The sequence below is a fragment of the Tateyamaria armeniaca genome (assembly GCF_045797845.1).
GTDB classification, from domain to species: Bacteria; Pseudomonadota; Alphaproteobacteria; order Rhodobacterales; family Rhodobacteraceae; genus Tateyamaria; species Tateyamaria armeniaca.
Window position 1 is genome coordinate 120205 of record NZ_JBHDIY010000002.1, and the last position, 17734, is coordinate 137938.

Consider the following 17734-nt stretch of genomic DNA (forward strand, 5'->3'; position numbering starts at 1 on the left):
GCTCAGGCCTCTTCCAACTGGGCTGTGGCGGTGATGCCTGCCGCATGGCGCACAAGGGTTTCGGGGGTCAGGTCATCGCCTGCCACCTCGGCGGCGATCCGACCATCGCGCATTACGATCACACGGTCGGACATACCGATGACCTCGGGGATTTCGGAACTGACCATGATGACGGACAGACCCTGACTGGCCAGCTCGGCCATGAAGGCGTGCACAGCCGCCTTGGACCCGATGTCGATGCCCTTGGTCGGCTCGTCCAGAATGATGACCTGCGGCTGGGTGGCGAGCCATTTGGCGATAACCACCTTTTGCTGGTTGCCGCCCGACAGGTTGCCCACATCCTGATCCAGTGAGGCCGCGCGCAAATCCAGCCGCTCAGCAAATTCGCGGGCCAGTTTGAATTCCTCAGCCAGTTTCAGAAAGCCCGACCGGGACGTCCGTCTGAGGGATGGCAGCGTGATGTTCTGAAAGATCGGCAGACCGATCACGGCCCCTTGCTTGCCGCGATCTTCGGGCACGTAGACGATGCCGTTGTTCACCGCGTCGGCGGGAGAGCGGATGATACGGATGTCGCCATTGATCTTGGTCACACCTTTGCTGGGCTTGGTGATACCGAACAGCGCCTGCATGAATTCAGACCGCCCTGCCCCGACGAGGCCGTAAAAACCAAGGATTTCACCCTTTTTGAGGGTAAACCCGATATCGGCAAATTCAGTCGGATGCTCGTATCCAACGACTTGCAGAACATCTTCGCCAACCTCGTGCGCGCGCTGAGGGAAAATCTGATCAACGGAACGCCCGACCATCATCTGAACCAGCGCATCCTCGTCGATATCCGCAATCAGACCGTCCCCGACAAAGGCGCCGTCGCGAAAGACGGTGTAGCGATCCGCTATGCGGAAAATCTCGTCAAACTTGTGGCTGATGAACAGGATCGCCTTGCCCTGCGCGCGCAGAGTGTCGACCAGTTCATAGAGCTCTTCGATCTCTTTGTGGGACAGAGCAGCGGTGGGTTCATCCATGATCACCACGCGGGCATCGACGGACAGAGCCCGGGCAATCGCGACCAGATGTTTGCTGGCGATGCCAAGGTCACGCAACAGGGCGCTGGTGGCAAAGGGGGCGCCGATCTCGTCCAGTAGCAACCGGGCAGCGCGGTGCATTTCGGCCCGGTCTATCAGGCCCCACTTGGTGCGCGGGGCGTGGCCGATAAAGATGTTTTCGGCCACCGACAACTCATCAAACAGGACGGTTTCCTGATGGATCGCGGTGATCCCGGCGGCGGAGGCGTCATCGGGCGTGTTCAGTATGATCGGATCACCATTGATGCGGATCGTGCCGCCATCGGGCTGGTAGATGCCAGTCAGGATTTTGACCGTGGTGGATTTACCAGCGCCGTTCTCACCGACCAGCGCCGTGACCTGCCCGGGATAAAGGTCCAGGCGGACCTGATCGAGGGCCTTCACGCCGGGAAACGTCTTGGTAATGGCATCCATCGAAACGACGGGCGCAGAGGCAAGATCGGCACGCTCGGTCATATCGAGACACTTTCGAAAAGCGGGAAAGACAAGGGATCGGCCCGACACGGGAAGCCCCGCGCCGGACCAATCAGGGAGAACACCTTAGAAGATCGACTTGAACTGCTCGATGTTGCTGGCGTCATAGACAAACGGATCGGCCATTGCGCCTTCGTTGTTGTCATCCAGCGTGAGGGAGCCCATGCGGCCCATCGGCACTTCGACACCGGGTGCGGCTTCGACACCGTTCTGGCTCAACTCATAGGCCAGCATGGCGGCAGAATAGCCCAGATCGATGGGGTTCCAGATCGCAAAGGACTTGGATGCTCCGGATTCGATGGCACCCGCCATTTCCGATGGCAGGCCAAGGCCGGTCACGTTGACCTCGCCCACTTTGCCTGCATCCACAACGGCTTGGGCTGCGGCCACGATCCCGACGGAAGTCGGCGCGATGATCGCGTCCAGATCGGGGAAGGATTGCATGAGGCCCGTCGCCTCACGATAAGATTTGTCGGCAAGGTCATCGCCATAGACCGTCGAAACCACGTTAATGCCGGGATAGTTGCCCATCACCTTTGTCATCTCTTCGATCCAGATGTTCTGGTTCGTTGACGTGGTGGTCGCCGACAGCACCGCGACGTCACCACCATCGGGCAGGTGATCCGCGGCCAGCTTGATGATCATGTTGCCGATCAGCGGGTTGGACGATGGATTCAGGTGCAGTTGACGCCCTTCGGGCGCGACACCGGAATCCCAGCTGATCACTGTAATGCCGCGCTGCATGGCCCGCTTGAGGGCAGGCACAAGCGCGTCGGTGTCGTTGGCAGACACCGCAATCGCATCGACATTTTGCGCAATGAGCGAATTGATCACCTCGATCTGGCCTTCAGCCGTTGTGTCCGTCGGGCCAGTGTAGATGATTTCGACGTTGCCCAGCTCTTCTGCCGCCTCTTCGGCCCCTTGTGCCGCCGCCTCGAAAAAGCCGATGCCCAGTGCCTTGACGACCAGTGCGATACGCACGTCATCGGCCATGGCGGGGGCTGCGAACATCGCGCTGGCCAGTGCGGCCGATGCGATTACCTTCTTGAATACACTCATGGTTTCCTCCCTGAAGAGTGGTTTGGGTTGGCTTTCACGCCACCCCTTCTTTCTGCGTTGCCCCGGACGGGACAACGATCAGCGTGACATCAGCCGCGTCCAGCATATTTGCCGTGCGATCATCGATGCCGTCGTCGGTGATGATGGTGTCGATCCGGTCCAGAGGACACAGCACGAGGCTTGAGCGGGCCTTGAACTTGCTGCTGTCCACAAGAACGATCAGCTCGTCCGCCTGTCCGATCAGCTTTTCCTCGGCCTGGATCAGCAGCGGATCCTGTTCCATCAGGCCCAGCGGACCGATGCCCGAAGCCCCCATGAACATCCGCTTGGCGTAAAAGTTGCGCGTCACATCGTTGTCGAACGGGGACAGGATGATGTTTTGTTCGCGGTAGACGATCCCGCCCGACACCATCACTGTGTTGGTTGTGTTTTTCAGCAGGTGATCCGCAATCGGGAAAGAGTTCGTGAACACCTGCAAGCGCCGCGAGGCCAGCGGATGCACCATCTGGAATGTAGTCGTGCCGCCGTTGATGATAATCGGCTCACCATCTTCACACAACTCGACTGCGGCGGCGGCAATGGCCTGCTTTTCCGCCATGTTCATGGTTTCATTGACGCTGAACGGACGCCCGGCCAGGCCGACAAAAGGCTTGGTTGTCAGCGCCTCGGCACCCCCACGCACACGGCGCAGACGCTTTTGCTGATCCAGCGTGTTGATGTCACGGCGCACTGTCGCCTCGGACGCGCCGGTGAGCGAGCACAGATCGACAACAGTGACCAGCGACCTGTCCTGAACGGCGGACAGGATAACGCGGTGACGGTCTTTTTCATGCATGGCACGCCCTTTCTTTCGCCTTCAACGTGCCGTGAGTCGCGACAATCTGTCAATCATAATTTATCAACTTCAATCATTCTGCGATGCAGCATGACCGTTTATGACTTAAAGTGATTGACTTGAGGATCGCCAAAGGTCAGCCTGTGGCACAGAAATCCGCACCTTTCTGTCGCCCACGGAGACACAAATGACCACAGCGTCCGCCCCGCAAACCCTTGAAAACAAATGGGACGTCTCCCGCGCTGCTGCGATGAGCGAGATCCGAAAAGCTGCTTTATCGCTCAAACCTGCTCGGCTCTGACAAAAGAATCACGAATTACGGTGGCGGCAATACATCGGCCAAAGTGATGGAAACTGATCCGCTGACCGGTGAGACGGTCGAGGTGCTATGGGTCAAGGGGTCTGGCGGGGATGTCGGATCGATCAAGATGGACGGGTTTGCCACGCTTTATATGGACAAGCTGAACGCATTGCGCTGCATCTATCGCGGGGTGGCGTTCGAGGACGAAATGGTCGGCTTTCTGCCCCATTGCACCTTTGATCTGAACCCGCGCGCGGCCAGCATCGACACACCCTTGCACGCCTATGTCCCGGCCAAGCACGTCGATCATATGCACCCCGATGCGATCATCGCGATTGCGGCGGCCAAGGACAGCAAGGCCCTGACTGAAAAGATTTTCGGTGATACGATTGGCTGGTTGCCCTGGAAAAAACCCGGCTATGAACTGGGCCTCTGGCTGTCAGATTTCTGCGCCAAGAACCCGGCGGCCAAAGGGGTCGTTTTGGAAAGCCATGGGTTGTTCACATGGGCAGATGACGCACAGGACTGCTATGACCTGACCCTTGAGATCATTCAAACCGCCATGGATTGGTTTGCAAAAGAAACGAGCGGAAAGGACGCGTTTGGCGGCGCGGCCCATCAAAGCCTGCCCGCCCCGGACCGGCGCGCGACCGCAGCGCGGCTGATGCCCGCCATTCGCGGTATGGTGTCGGGCCAACAGCACATGGTCGGGCATTTTGACGACAGCGATGCCGTTCTGGAATTCGTGAACGCCAGAGACATGACGCGACTGGCGGCACTCGGCACCTCTTGTCCGGATCATTTCCTGCGCACGAAAATCCGCCCGCTCGTCGTTGATTTCGACCCCGCCAAGCCGGATGTGGACGCGACACTTGCAGGCCTCGCAAACGCTGTTGCGGCTTATCGCGACGGGTACAAAGCCTATTACGAGCGCTGCAAACATGCGGACAGCCCTGCGCTGCGGGACCCCAATGCTGTCGTCTACCTTGTCCCCGGTGTGGGCATGATCACCTTTGCCAAGGACAAGGCCACTGCCCGGATTTCGGGCGAATTCTATGTGAACGCGATCAACGTGATGCGCGGTGCGGATGCTGTGTCAGAGTATCAGGGCCTGCCCGAACAAGAGGCCTTTGACATCGAATACTGGCTGCTCGAAGAGGCCAAGCTGCAGCGCATGCCAGCGCCCAAATCCATGGCCGGGCGCGTGGCCCTTGTGACCGGCGGCGCGGGAGGTATCGGATCAGCCACGGCCGAGCGGTATTTGCGCGAAGGGGCCTGCGTGATGCTGGCCGATATCGACGATGCGGCCCTGAACGAAACAGCGGCCAATCTGGCACAGCGCTATTCAGCAGATGTGGTGCGCACTGTGCATATGAACGTGACGGATGAAGATGCGGTGGCGGCGGCCTACGACGCCATCGCCGCTGAATTCGGCGGGCTGGACATTCTCGTCTCGAACGCAGGCATCGCCAGTTCTGCACCGGTCGAGGACACGTCGCTGGACCTGTGGAACAAGAACATGGCGATCCTGTCGACGGGGTATTTCCTTGTCAGCCGCGCCGCCTTCAAACTGTTCCGGGTGCAGGACATTGGCGGTGCAGTGGTCTTTGTGGCCTCCAAGAACGGGCTGGCCGCGTCGCCGAACGCATCGGCCTATTGCACCGCAAAGGCTTCGGAAATTCACCTCGCGCGATGTCTGGCCCTTGAAGGGGCACCGATGGGTGTGCGCGTTAACGTGGTGAACCCCGATGCGGTCCTGAAGGGCAGCAAGATCTGGGAAGGCGAGTGGCTCGATCAACGCGCCGGCACCTATGGCACAGACAAGGACGGGCTGGAGGCGATGTACCGCGACCGTTCGTTGCTCAAGCGCTCCGTTTTGCCCGAAGATATTGCCGAAGCAGCTTACTTTCTGGCGTCGGATCAGTCTTCGAAATCGACCGGAAACATCATCAACGTGGATGCGGGAAACGTCCAGGCGTTCACACGGTAAGGGGGCACAGCGATGATCAATTCAGACGTGATACAGGCAGCGAACGCGAAAGCCGTCGACCGATTGGAAGCCGACTATGCAGCACTGGGCGCGCATCTGGACAGGCGTGGGATCGACATCGCCGCGATCAAGGCCAAGGTCGCCAAATACGGTGTTGCCATTCCCAGTTGGGGCGTGGGCACGGGCGGCACCCGCTTTGCCCGCTTCCCCGGCTCCGGGGAGCCGCGCGACATCTTTGACAAGCTCGATGATTGCGGCGTGATCCACCAACTGACCACTGCGACACCCTCCGTGTCCCTGCACATCCCTTGGGATGCCCAGCCCGCCGCCGATCTCAACAGCAAGGCCGAAGAGGTCGGGCTGACCTTTGATGCGATGAACTCGAACACGTTTCAGGACCAGCCCGATCAGACACACAGTTACAAGTTCGGATCGCTGTCCCACACCGATGCTGCGACACGCCAGCAGGCCGTGCATCACAACATCGCCTGCATCGAACTGGGCGCCCAGATCGGCTCGAAAGCCCTGACGATTTGGGTTGGGGATGGATCAAACTTTCCCGGCCAGACCAACTTTACCCGTCAGTTCGAACGCTATCTGGACGCGACCCGGCAGGTCTATGACACGTTGCCCGACGATTGGACGCTGCTGACCGAACACAAGATGTATGAACCTGCGTTTTACTCGACCGTCGTGCAGGACTGGGGCACGAACCTGCTGATCGCGCAGCAACTGGGGGACAAGGCCAAATGCCTCGTCGATCTGGGTCATCACGCACCGAATGTGAATATCGAAATGATCGTGGCCCGCCTGACCCAGTTCGGCAAACTGGGTGGGTTCCATTTCAACGATAGCAAATATGGTGACGACGATCTGGACACGGGCAGCATCGATCCCTACCGCCTGTTTCTGGTGTTCAACGAACTGGTCGAGGCGGAAAGCAATCCGGACTTCAACCCGATGCATATGCTCGATCAAAGCCACAATGTGACGGACCCGATTGAAAGCCTCATGGTCTCTGCCATGGAAGTGCAGCGGGCCTATGCGCAGGCCCTGCTTGTGGATCGCGCGGCCCTTGAGGGGTATCAGGACAGCAACGACGCGTTGATGGCGACGACCACGCTCAAGGATGGTTTCCGCACAAATGTCGAGCCGATCCTTGCCATGGCGCGCCTTGAAAAAGGGGGCGCGATTGACCCTGTAGCCGCATACCGCGCGTCCCGATACCGCGCACAGGTGTCTGAAGACAGGCCTGCGGTCAGCGGTGCGGGCGGGGGCATCGTGTGATTGGCTTACACCTCGGGCCCCATACAGTCATCTAGGTCGAGAAAAGCGGGAAGCTGACACCAAGCGCCCAGGCCAGCACCACGCCCAAGGCAAGGCCTGACGACAGCGGACCAGATCGCATCAAGGCGGCCCGCCCCATCGTTCCAAACACGGCATAGAAAAGGATCAGCACGGGCGCGATCAGGATGAGGAAAAAAAGACCCTCGAAATCCAGCGCAACAGCGATTGCGAGCGAAGCCAGAAAACTGACGCGGGTGCACAACCGCCCCCAAAGGCCCTGATTGGCGGTCAGAACGGAGTCCGCGATCATGTAAGGCAGCGTTCCGATCAACATCGCGGCAACGATCCACCACCGCGCATCCGTCGGCCAGAAATTCGCCGCGTACCGGTCCATGGCAAAGCCAAACACGGCGCAGGCCACCAACACCGCGACAAGTGCTGGCAGCACCAGCCGCCCGGCAGAGATGCGCCAGAGCCGCAACAGCGCCAGTTGCACGGTCCCGAACACAAGCATGTGCACAACCAGATAATCCGCCACGAGAATGGGCAGGATATCGGTGTTGAACAGAAACGCGCATAGCGGCGCGATCACCATCGGGCACAGCAACACAAGTGCAGTCTTGCCCGCGCTCAAGGGCTGACGGGGGACGTCGCGCTGCGGGATCACAACGCTCAAGGATCGAAAGATCAACACGAGGCCCGCGAGCAGACCAAGGATTGCCCAGCCTGTCGGCAAGATCGTGATGTCCGACGTCCGCCCATAAGAGCGGTCAAGCCACGCCAGCGCTTCGGCGCGACCCAAGCGGCTTTGCAGGACGGAAACATGTTCGGCGAATGGTGCAACAACTACGCGCCGCAAAACGCGGCCGTTTACCGCTGTGTCGCCTTCGGCGGCCGTGGGATCGACCATGTGCACGCTTGCTTGCGCGAACGCGCGCAGCCCGGGTTCCCATGCGCCGGTCACCTGCAGCATGTCACGCGGCGAAGTGGCGTCAATCTCGCGCGAGAAGGCGGAAATCAGGACCACCGGGCCAACATCGTCTCTGCCTGCCGCCACGCGCACAAGGACGTCCGTCGCCATCGAGTGACCGATCAGCGCAATCGGGACATCATCTGCAGCGACTGCATCCATCACTTTGCTGGTCTGATCCACCAAGAGCTGGGTCGTGCCATCCGCGGCAGTCACATCACCCGACATCGGCACCGGATGGCGACCATGGCCAAGAAAATCAAAGACATGCACCCTGTACCCCGCCCGGGCAAGCGGCAGCGCATAGCCCTGCATCATCTGTTGCGAGCCAGCAAAGCCGTGAGCGATGACGACGACAGGGCCATCGGCGTCAGGTCTTGCGTACTCTGCGACCGGCGTTGGTCCTACGCTCGTTCGGGTGATGGTGACGCCATGGCGGGCGAGTTCCAGCACTGCCAGCGAACTCAGGATCATCAATGCGGCAACGATATGCCTCAAGACTGTGCCTTTCGCGTGAGGACGGACCAATGGCTGCAAGCGCTGCAGTAGGCAGGCGTTCAAGAAACGCTGCCAGACATGTAGGTCGCACCAGTGCCTTGTCCGGCTACGAGATTGCTAGGGGGCGAAGTGCTTGCCACGAGCACCTTCAAATCCCGCTTACCGACGCTCCAACAGCGGAAGATCGAGCAGGGACTCCGTCAGCGGCTGGCGGAACTTTTTCGTACACTTTTTGATCTCGGCCTTGAGCGTCGTTGCAATCGGCTTTGTCACCTGTTCAGGCGGGGCATTGTCCCCGCTCAGCAAGAGGGACGCGAGCCCAGCTGCAGGCCGCACCAGATCGGGCGAGAGAAGTCTGTACTGGAACAGCACCTCACATTTGCTCAGCAGGTATTTGAGAACCAGCGACGGCTTGGCAGTGGCGATCCGCAGAACATAGTTGGACTTGAGAACGATATCGCGCGCATCCATGTTGATCACCGCAGCATCTGCGCCGTTGCGCACCGCCTTTTCCAACGTGGCAAAGATATTGCTGTCTATTGCTTTCAGTTCGGACTTGAACTCGGCCAGCGGTGCGGCGGGCGCACGGCCTGCGTCCTCGTCAGCCTGTTGCATCGCCTGCTGGTGCTGGGCGATGTAGTCATCCAGTTCGCGCCCTTCGAGAATGTCGCCTTTCACACAGATTTTCACCGTGTCTTTCAGATCATCCCAATGGGTCAAGAATTCACGGACTTCCTGCATCGTGATGACTTCTTCGAACGTGTCCGAACTTTGAGTTGCGCCGCCGTTGGCCAGAAATTCCTGAATGGTCTGGTTCTGCACCTTTTTGTAATCGACGACATCCTGCATGTTGATGCCGTCCATGACGTAGTAAACCGGCTTGCCCTCTTCCTTGGCGGCCCACAGGCCAGCCTTGCAGGCGATCATGCCCATCATCTTGCCGGAATCGATGCCGATAAGGTCGGACAGTTCAATCGCCTCGCCTGAGGGGCGGGTTGCGCCTTGTGCTGTCAGTGCCTGACGCGAAATGACGCCCTCGGGGATTTGTTTGGCGAATGTTTCAAGAAAGCTTTGCGCGGCTGTCACGAACGCCTTGATGTATGCGTTTTTCTTTGTGCCATCGTCACCTCGGGCGTGGGCATATTTGTCCTTGGTGGCAAAGTCGACGTCGATCTGTTTGACCGCTTCGGCAATCACTTCGCGGATTTTCTTGTCCGGGTTTTCAAGCAGTTCGACATAGTCGCCGGGTGACAGGATTGGTTTGACAGCCTCCCAGATTTCCATCATCCGCACGGGCTGCGTGCCTTTGTCGGTGTCGTGTGCGGCCTCAACAAACGGTCCGCGCACACGCTCAAATCCCCAGATGGTACCGGGATCGTCCTTGAACGCGTCCAGCAGTTCGGAATCCACCACGTCCTGCCAGTCTGTCAGTGTCTCTGCGGTGCCGCTTGTCTCCAGCGCTGCAAAAATTTGCTGCGCGCCGCGCACTTTGGCCCGTTTCTGATCGTCCCAGGTCTGTTCCTCCGGCGTACCCAGTTTGCGGATGTCGGACATATGTTCCTGGATAAGGTGCTGAAGCGGCATGACAAAGCCGCTGTAGGTTCCCATGTCACCGCCCTGAGCAAGTGCCGCGCGCTTGGTATCGACGCCCATGTCGATCAGGCCGCAAATCTCGTCAAATCCGCCGGAGTTCCAAAGACCTGCACACATCCGTGGCCCAAGCCCGCGTTCGGGCGCGCCCAGACCCCGGTTCGTATCATTCCAGTACTTTTGAGGAAGCTTTTCGGCGATCTCGGCAAAGACCGCCGGATCACGCGCAATCATCGGATAGCCGTTCTTGGCCCCGCGCATCATGAAACTGGGTCGGACCATGAAATCAAGCGCGTCCGACAGCACGTCAACTTTGCTGGGGGACAGCCGGTCTAGGTATCCGCACGCCTCCAGATCTTCGACCGTCGCGCTGGCCAGCATGTGTGCCGTCAGCGCAGGGTCATGACGCAACCTGTCATGATAGTCGTCCGAGGTGAGCATTTTCGTGACCATGGCCGCGCGCGCCTCAGGTGTGGCGTTGTCGCTGCGATATTCGTCGCGCAGATCATCCCATTTGCCCTGCGCAAACGCGGTATCGGCACGGGCAATGCTGGCAAGGGTCTCGGGTGACGGCGTGTCGTCGATGGCACTTTGCATCGAAAGCTCGTCGTCGGTTACGGAGCCTGTGACTGAACCCTCCAAGCCACCCTCTTCGCTGACCAGTTCTGATCCGAACGCGGACAGGAATTCATTGACGCTTTCGACGCTGACGTCACTGCCATCGCTGCTTGCAGTGCCTTCTGCATTCTCAAATTCGGTATTTGACATCAGGTAGCGCCCCCTGTTTTGGCAAGCTGGCCTTCCAGCCGGTCCAATGCTTCACCAAGGGTTGTTGCGACTGTGACCTGTACCTTCCAGGGATTCTGTATCGATGGCACGCACGCGCGCATCCTTGTCGAGCCATGCGCGCGCAGCCCCAACGGCCTTTTGCGCAGCAGTCTTGGCGGTGCTGTCGCCCGAGGATGCGTCAAAATTCTGCAGCGCAGCCATCAACTGGACGCGCAGCGGCGCCAGCAGTGTTTCCACCTCGTCGGCTACGCCCTGAACCTGCGGGATGGCCGTTTTGCGCAGCCGGTCAGACAAGGTGCGCAACTGATCGTCCACGCGGTCCTTGGCATCTGACCAAAGCCCGGTCATCGATGTGACCTTTTGCGTGTCATCCGAAGACGGGGATACGCCCAGATATGTCTGCACGAAAGTGCGTTGCAGGTCGTTCAAACTCTCTGCCATCGCTATGCAATCGCCCCCAGTTGTATCGGGCAGGGAACCATGCCGAGCATGCAAAATCAATGGCCGGGGCGGTAGAAACCGGAGGGCAATGGGCATCCCGGACGGCGCACGACATTTTCATCCCGAAGGTCGTCCCAGCGCATCCAACAGCATCATCAAATCCTGCAATCGGCAAAAAATGGGCGAAACGCCCCCCGCACCCAAAAACCCGTCAAAGTAGTGCTGGAAGGATGCTACGCTGATCCCATCAACTGGGGAGAATTCAACATGTCCATCCTGCTCGACCGTCGAGGGTTTCTTGCAACGTCCGCCAGCACCAGCCTTATCGCGCTGCATCCGTTTTCAGCACGTGCACAGACGGGTCAGGCGCATTTGCGCATCATGGAAACCACGGACGTGCACGTGCACGTGTTTCCGTATGACTACTATGGCGACCGTCCCGTCGACACGGTGGGTCTGGCGCGCACTGCCAGCCTGATTCAAAGCGTCAGGGATGAGGCCACGAATTCGCTCCTTCTCGACAATGGCGATTTCCTTCAGGGCAACCCGATGGGCGATTACATGGCCTATGAACGGGGCATGTCCGAGGGTGATAGCCACCCGATTATTGCTGCCATGAACACGCTTGGCTTTGACGCATCGACGCTGGGCAACCATGAATTCAACTACGGCCTCGATTTCCTGATGAATTCGCTGGCAGCGTCGGGTTTTCCGGTTGTCTGCGCCAATGTCGCGCGCGAGATGGGCGCGACACCCACCGATGACAAAACACTGCTGCCCCCCTTCGTCATTCTTGATCGCGAGATCGCGGACGGCGCGGGCGTGGTTCACCCGATCCGCATCGGAATCATCGGCTTTGTCCCGCCCCAGATCATGACATGGGATCGCCGCCACCTTGAGGGCAACGTGATGGCCCGCGACATCGTTGATGCGGCGCGCGCCTATGTCCCGCTGATGCGCGAGCAAGGAGCAGAGTTGATCATAGCGCTGTCGCATTCGGGGATCGGAGCTGCCGATCACAGCGATGGTATGGAAAATGCCTCTGTTCCGCTCGCGGCCGTCGATGGCATCGACGCCGTTCTGACAGGGCACCACCACCGCGTGTTCCCGGGCCCGGATTATGCCGACACGCCCGGCGTCGATGTGGACGCAGGTACGATCATGGGCAAACCCGGCGTCATGGCCGGGTTCTGGGGCAGCCATATGGGCCTTGTCGATCTGATGCTGGAACGTGACGGGGGCACATGGCGCATCGCCAGCCACACCTCCGAAGCGCGCCCGATTTCGCGCCGCGAAGCGGACCGGTCCGTCACGCCGCTAGTCGACAGTGCGCCGACAGTTCTGGCCGCCGTTCAAGCGGAACACGATGCCACGCTGGACTACATCCGGCGTGCGGTGGGGGAAACCGACGCGCCGTTGCACAGCTATTTTGCACTGGTTGCCGATGATCCATCGGTCCAGATCGTGTCGAATGCGCAGGTCTGGTACATCGAACAAATGATGAAAGGCACCCCGCATGAGGGCCTGCCGATCCTGTCGGCGGCGGCACCGTTCAAGGCCGGTGGTCGGGGCGGGCCGGAATACTACACCGAAGTGCAGACCGGCCCGATTGCGATCAAGAACGTGGCCGACCTCTACCTCTACCCCAATACGGTGCGCGCGGTGCGCATCAGCGGGTCAGAGGTGCGTGAGTGGCTGGAACGCTCAGCCGGGATGTTCAACCAGATCACGCCGGGTGAGGCCGATCAGGTGCTGCTGAACCCTGATTTCCCATCTTACAATTTCGACGTGATCGACGGCGTGACCTACCAGATCGATCTGTCACAGCCTTCGCGCTACAACAATGACGGCGAAGTGGTGAATGCGGACGCGCGTCGCATCGTGAACCTGACATTTGACGGGGGCCCCATTGCGCCGGATCAGGAATTTATCGTGGCCACCAACAACTATCGCGCCGGTGGCGGTGGCAGTTTCCCGGGTGCCTCGCCCGAAACTACGGTATTCCAGGGGCCAGATACCAACCGCGACGTCATCGTGCGCTACATTGTGGAGCAAGGCACGATCAGCCCGTCAGCCGATGCCAACTGGACCTTTGCACCGATGGCAGACACCACCGTTCTTTTCGACACAGGTCCCGCGGCCACCGCTTATGTTGACAGCGTCAAGGGTGTCAGTATCGCGCCTGCGGGTGATGGCCCTGACGGTTTCGCGCGCTATCGCATATCGCTGTGAGCGGATCGCAGGATCAGGGTCAAATCTGACATTCGGGCCATCATGGCACGTTTGTGCATGACGCCGTCATGTCCTATGCAGGCCTCGCACCTTGCTGAATTGGATGATCATGACCGACCGCGCACTCAAACTGATCGACATTTGTCACGAAGCCGGACAACTGGCGCTGAAATACTTCAGGGATCAGGACACGTTGGTCATTGATCACAAGGGCCATCAGGATTTTGTCTCTCAAGCGGACCGCAATGTTGAATTGCTGACGCGCGAATTGCTGGCCAAGACCTTTCCCAACGATGCAATCGTTGGTGAAGAACACGACCCAACCCCCGGCACATCGGGCTTCACTTGGGTGATTGATCCCATTGATGGTACCACCAACTTTATCAACGGCATACCGGCATGGACCGTCGTGATAGCGGGCGTGCAGGATGGTGCCACTCAAGTCGGCGTCATCCATGACCCGTGCAACGGCGAAACATTCGTGGCGACCAAAGGACAGGGCGCTCAGTTGAACGGTGTGCCCCTCGTGCTCGATGATCCGCGCGAGATGTCGCAAGGCACGGTTGGGGTCGGATACTCAAATCGGGTGGACGATCAGGGCATCATTCGCCTCGTTTCCGCCGTCGTGGGCGAAGGATCGATGTTCTATCGAAATGCCTCAGGCGCGCTATCGCTGGCCTATGTCGCGGCAGGTCGCCTGTTGGGATACACCGAAGAGCACATGAACGCGTGGGATTGCCTTGCCGGACAATTGATCGTGGCCGAAGCGGGCGGCATGGTTGAACCACAGGACGCCGATGCGATGATCCGGGATGGGGGCCGTGTGGTCGTCGGCACGCCAGTGGTGTTCGACCGGCTGCTGGAGATCTCAAAGACCGCATTCGATCACTCGACTTAGGCCTCGGGCAATAACACCGGCCCTTTGGCCGCAAAGCCCACGGTGACGTCCGCGCCGACCTCAAGCGGTGTGTCGACTTCGTCCTGCACAGCGAACATGGAACCGAAACTGGCCTCAAGCGTGTACTCCATACGCACGCCAACATATGTCGCCTTGGCGATGCGCGCCTGAAATCCGCGATCCGCACCAATCACCAGGCGCGATGGCCGGACGGCCAGTTTCGCCTCACCTACACCAAGGCCGCGCGCGGGCAGCTTGTGGCGATAGTCCTCGATCGCGATGGTCGCCGTGCCATTTTCGACGCTCTCGATCACACAAGGGATGATATTCGCCTCGCCGATAAAATCCGCGACAAAGCGGTCAACGGGCGCGTCATAAAGACTGCGGGGCGTGCCGATCTGCGCAATCGCAGCATTGCGCATCACCACAATTTCGTCCGACACGGCAAGCGCCTCTTCCTGATCGTGGGTCACGTAGACAACGGTCAGGCCGAGGTCCTGCTGGATCGCGCGGATGTCTTCGCGCACCTGACGGCGCAATTTGGCGTCCAGATTGGACAAAGGCTCGTCAAAAAGCAGTACTTGTGGTTCCAGCACGAGGGCCCGCGCAACAGCCACGCGCTGTTGCTGGCCGCCCGAAAGTTCGCTGGGCAGACGGCCATCAAAGCCTTTGAGGCCGACCAAGTCCAACCCCGCCAGCGCGCGGTCCCGCGTTTCGCCTTTGGAAAACCCTGAAAATGTCAGCCCGTAAGAGACGTTTTCCAGCACGCTCATATGCGGGAACAGCGCATAGGATTGAAACACCATGGAGACATCGCGGTCGGTCGCGGGCAAGGTCGTCACATCGCGATCCCCGATCAGGATGCGCCCGTCGCTGGCCATCTCAAGCCCAGCGATCATGCGCAACGTCGTGGTCTTGCCGCAGCCCGAGGGACCCAGCAGCGTCACCAGCTTGCCCGCCTCGACATGCAGATCAATGTTGTCGACCGCCACCACATCGCGCCCGAACCGCTTGGAGACATTCTCAAAACGCACGGGTGCCGCTTTGCTGGCAATGCGTGTTTCGCTCATGGTTTCTCTCCTGATCCGAATTGCGTGCGACGCCCGATTTTTGTCCGCCCGACCAGCACCTGCAGCAGGCCCACGGCGGTCAGCATCACGAAAATCAGCGTCGTGGAATAGGCAATCGCAAGGCCGTAATCGTTATTCTCCACCCGCCCGATAATATAGCTGGTGGCCATGTCGTATTCCGCCGAGACAAGGAAGATCACGGCCGAAATCGCCGTCATCGCTCGCACAAAACTGTAGACGAGGGCCGCAAGGATCGCGGGCGCAGCAGCGGCAGAATGATCTTGCGGAAAGTTTGCCATGAATTGGCCCCCAAGGTGAGCGAGGATTCATCCAGCGATTTGTCCAGCTGGCTCATGGAGGCGATGCCAGCCCGCACGCCCACAGGCATGTTGCGGAAGACAAAGCTGACAATCAGGATGATGCCCGTGCCCGTGATCTCGATCGGCGGCACGTTGAAGGCAAGGATATAACTGACCCCAATGACTGTGCCGGGAATGGCAAAGCTGAGCATGGTGCCGAATTCGAACGCGTTCTTGCCCGCAAAGGTTTGGCGCGTCAGCAGATAGGCGGTAATCAAACCGACAATGGCCGTCAGGGGGGCGGCGGCAGCGGCAATATAGATCGTCGTCCAGAAGCTGTCCCACGCGGCCCCCGTCCAGCGGATGCCGCTTTCCTCGAAACGGACGGAAAACGCGGTGACGTAATGCTTGAACGTCAACGTGTTGTTGACGCCCCACAGCTCGACCACGCTGCCGTAAAGGATCATCGCGTAGACCACGACGGTAAACAGACCCCAGATACCCGCCGTGATAAATACGGGAAGCGACAGGCCGGTTGGCATCAACGGATGCACCCCTGCATCCCCCTTGCCGGACACGGTGGTGTAGCTCTTTTTCCCCAGCCACATACGCTGTGCGTAAAAAGCCGACAGCGTGAAGAACAACAACACCATCGCCAGCACCGCCGCGCGACCCTGATCGTATTGGGCACCGACAATGGCAAAGAAAATCTCGGTCGACAGCACGTCGAAGTTGCCCCCCAGAACCAGTGGGTTGCCAAAATCCGCCATGCTTTCGATGAACCCCAGCAGGAACGCATTGGCAAGGCCGGGCCGCATCAGCGGCAATGACACAGTGCGAAAGGTCTGCCAGCGGTTTGCGCGCAGAGTCTGGGCGGCCTCTTCCATGGAGGGTGAGACCCCTTCGACGACGCCGATCAGAACAAGAAACGCGATGGGCGTGAACGCGAGGGTCTGCGCGATCAAGACGCCGGGCATGCCATAAAGCCAGCGTGTGGGCTGTATCCCGAACAGTTCAGCAAAGAACTGCGTGACTGACCCCGAAAGGCCGAACAGAAGGATCAGCGCCAGCCCAATCACGAAAGGCGGCGTGATGATCGGCAGGACCGTCAGCGCCCGCAACGCGCGTTTGTATTTGAACCCCGACCGGGTCACGACCAGCGCAAACACAAGGCCCAGAACCGTTGTCAGAATCCCGACTAGGATGGCCAGAAACAGCGAATTCCACGCCACGCCGCAGCGCCCACCGAACAGGCACCCCAGCCCCCACAGGCGGTCATCAAAGAACTTGGATCCGAACACAGCAATGGAATAGCCGCCTTCTTCGCTGATGAAGGCGGCCATCAGCATCTTGGCAATCGGGAAGAAGACGAATGTCGTGACAATCAGGATCACGCCGCCAATGGCACTGACCACAAAGACGTCGCCATTGATCGCGCCGCGCGCCGCAATGCCTTGGGTGAACAGAAACAGAAAGGCCGAGGCGACCAAAAGCGCGCCATACCCCATTCCGAACTGACGGTCCTCCAGATCACCGAACAGGGCCGTGAGCCAATCCGCTGTAAAGCCGCGGATGCCGATGCCGAAACCCTGCGCGATCAGCCATCCGAACCCAACTGCGCCCGACAGGATCAGTATCTTTGCATAAAGCGGATCGCTTTTCTTGCGCCCGATCACCAGCAGAGGCGCGGCCAGCGGCACCAGCATCGGGGCAAGCCACAGCTTTTCCCCCTGCCCGATCAGGAAGGCTGCCGGTGCAAAATCTTCGTCAAACGGATAGCCATCCAGCAGCCATACGAATGACAGAAACCCGTCCTCGACCCCGTACCAGGGCAAGAACAGATAGCCCACCCACCCGGCAATGATCCAGAAGATCAATGCCGGGGAGGCGGATGTTTCATTCAGGCTTTTACGCAAGAT

The 17734-nt window shown here is 59.5% G+C and carries 10 protein-coding genes and 2 pseudogenes; 4 read left to right on the forward strand and 8 right to left on the reverse strand.

The window, feature by feature from the left end; all coding sequences use genetic code 11:
- Positions 1-2: 2 nt before the first annotated feature.
- From ACERZ8_RS00690 to ACERZ8_RS00700, 3 genes are all read right to left on the reverse strand, one after another.
- Entirely contained in the window at positions 3-1538 is a 1536-nt protein-coding gene (locus tag ACERZ8_RS00690) for a sugar ABC transporter ATP-binding protein (RefSeq protein WP_407590209.1), read from the reverse strand.
- Between the two features lie 84 nt (positions 1539-1622).
- Positions 1623-2615, reverse strand: coding sequence for a rhamnose ABC transporter substrate-binding protein (gene rhaS, locus ACERZ8_RS00695; protein WP_407590210.1), 993 nt, complete (start codon positions 2613-2615; stop codon positions 1623-1625).
- Between the two features lie 34 nt (positions 2616-2649).
- On the reverse strand, positions 2650-3450 hold the full coding sequence (locus tag ACERZ8_RS00700; RefSeq protein WP_407590211.1) for a DeoR/GlpR family DNA-binding transcription regulator: 801 nt from the start codon (positions 3448-3450) through the stop codon (positions 2650-2652).
- Positions 3451-3637: 187 nt separating this feature from the next.
- Between ACERZ8_RS00700 and ACERZ8_RS00705 the strand changes: the two are divergent.
- Both ACERZ8_RS00705 and rhaI read left to right on the forward strand, forming a co-directional pair.
- Positions 3638-5741: pseudogene (locus ACERZ8_RS00705) on the forward strand (bifunctional rhamnulose-1-phosphate aldolase/short-chain dehydrogenase).
- A gap of 12 nt (positions 5742-5753) precedes the next feature.
- Complete coding sequence (gene rhaI, locus ACERZ8_RS00710) at positions 5754-7028, forward strand: L-rhamnose catabolism isomerase (protein ID WP_407590212.1); 1275 nt, start codon at positions 5754-5756, stop codon at positions 7026-7028.
- A 31-nt stretch (positions 7029-7059) separates the two neighbouring features.
- Here rhaI and ACERZ8_RS00715 read toward each other — a convergent pair whose 3' ends face one another.
- From ACERZ8_RS00715 to ACERZ8_RS00725, 3 genes are all read right to left on the reverse strand, one after another.
- Complete coding sequence (locus ACERZ8_RS00715; protein ID WP_407590213.1) at positions 7060-8496, reverse strand: alpha/beta hydrolase; 1437 nt, start codon at positions 8494-8496, stop codon at positions 7060-7062.
- A 159-nt stretch (positions 8497-8655) separates the two neighbouring features.
- Positions 8656-10854 (reverse strand): hypothetical protein, encoded by a 2199-nt coding sequence (locus ACERZ8_RS00720; protein WP_407590214.1) that lies wholly within the window; start codon positions 10852-10854, stop codon positions 8656-8658.
- A 51-nt stretch (positions 10855-10905) separates the two neighbouring features.
- Positions 10906-11316: a hypothetical protein gene (locus ACERZ8_RS00725; protein WP_407590215.1), complete on the reverse strand. Its 411-nt coding sequence runs from the start codon at positions 11314-11316 to the stop codon at positions 10906-10908.
- A 267-nt stretch (positions 11317-11583) separates the two neighbouring features.
- Between ACERZ8_RS00725 and ACERZ8_RS00730 the strand changes: the two genes are divergently transcribed.
- Positions 11584-13548 carry a bifunctional 2',3'-cyclic-nucleotide 2'-phosphodiesterase/3'-nucleotidase gene (locus tag ACERZ8_RS00730; protein ID WP_407590216.1) on the forward strand — a complete coding sequence of 655 codons (1965 nt, stop codon included), beginning with the start codon at positions 11584-11586 and terminating at the stop codon, positions 13546-13548.
- A gap of 109 nt (positions 13549-13657) precedes the next feature.
- Positions 13658-14446 carry an inositol monophosphatase family protein gene (locus ACERZ8_RS00735; protein ID WP_407590217.1) on the forward strand — a complete coding sequence of 263 codons (789 nt, stop codon included), beginning with the start codon at positions 13658-13660 and terminating at the stop codon, positions 14444-14446.
- Here ACERZ8_RS00735 and ACERZ8_RS00740 read toward each other — a convergent pair.
- Both ACERZ8_RS00740 and ACERZ8_RS00745 read right to left on the reverse strand, forming a co-directional pair.
- The gene (locus ACERZ8_RS00740; RefSeq protein ID WP_407590218.1) at positions 14443-15516 is read right to left on the reverse strand and encodes an ABC transporter ATP-binding protein; all 1074 of its coding nucleotides are present in this window, start codon (positions 15514-15516) and stop codon (positions 14443-14445) included. The two genes, ACERZ8_RS00735 and ACERZ8_RS00740, sit on opposite strands and share 4 nt — an antisense overlap.
- Positions 15513-17731 (reverse strand): annotated as a pseudogene (locus ACERZ8_RS00745) (ABC transporter permease). Before ACERZ8_RS00745 ends, ACERZ8_RS00740 begins: the two are co-directional and overlap by 4 nt.
- Positions 17732-17734: the final 3 nt, after the last annotated feature.

Coding starts and splice junctions, on each gene's coding strand:
- ACERZ8_RS00690 (WP_407590209.1), bottom strand. CDS start 1,538: ATGACCGAGCGTGCCGATCTTGCCTCTGCGCCCGTCGTTTCGATGGAT.
- rhaS (WP_407590210.1), bottom strand. CDS start 2,615: ATGAGTGTATTCAAGAAGGTAATCGCATCGGCCGCACTGGCCAGCGCG.
- ACERZ8_RS00700 (WP_407590211.1), bottom strand. CDS start 3,450: ATGCATGAAAAAGACCGTCACCGCGTTATCCTGTCCGCCGTTCAGGAC.
- rhaI (WP_407590212.1), top strand. CDS start 5,754: ATGATCAATTCAGACGTGATACAGGCAGCGAACGCGAAAGCCGTCGAC.
- ACERZ8_RS00720 (WP_407590214.1), bottom strand. CDS start 10,854: ATGTCAAATACCGAATTTGAGAATGCAGAAGGCACTGCAAGCAGCGAT.
- ACERZ8_RS00725 (WP_407590215.1), bottom strand. CDS start 11,316: ATGGCAGAGAGTTTGAACGACCTGCAACGCACTTTCGTGCAGACATAT.
- ACERZ8_RS00730 (WP_407590216.1), top strand. CDS start 11,584: ATGTCCATCCTGCTCGACCGTCGAGGGTTTCTTGCAACGTCCGCCAGC.
- ACERZ8_RS00735 (WP_407590217.1), top strand. CDS start 13,658: ATGACCGACCGCGCACTCAAACTGATCGACATTTGTCACGAAGCCGGA.
- ACERZ8_RS00740 (WP_407590218.1), bottom strand. CDS start 15,516: ATGAGCGAAACACGCATTGCCAGCAAAGCGGCACCCGTGCGTTTTGAG.